This is a genomic window from Caldibacillus sp. 210928-DFI.2.18, from assembly GCF_020554505.1.
GTDB lineage: Bacteria > Bacillota > Bacilli > Bacillales > Caldibacillaceae > Caldifermentibacillus > Caldifermentibacillus hisashii.
On sequence record NZ_JAJCHL010000257.1, the window covers coordinates 1 to 278 of the forward strand.

The window sequence follows — 278 nt, forward strand, 5'->3', positions numbered from 1 at the left end:
CAGCGCCGATGGTAGTGAAGGCCTTGCCTTTGCGAGAGTAGGACGTTGCCAGGCATGTTTTATATTCTTATACAAAGATTTCCTTTTGAAAGACCATAACTCTACTCGTGTAGAATCTTTGGAACATTACTTATTAAATAAGTTGAAAATTGACTTAAAACATTCATTATTTACAAAAGGTAATTCTTAAAAGATAAACTAAACTAGTGGTAACATTTTATTGTTCCGCAGTAGCTCAGTGGTAGAGCAATCGGCTGTTAACCGATCGGTCGTAGGTT

General features: G+C 36.7%; 1 protein-coding gene. It reads left to right on the plus strand.

Going from position 1 to position 278, the window contains the following annotated elements; genetic code table 11:
• Positions 1–190 (plus strand): hypothetical protein (locus LIZ98_RS17795; protein ID WP_227140461.1); only part of this gene is annotated, 190 nt, incomplete at its 5' end.
• Positions 191–278 lie beyond the last annotated feature (88 nt).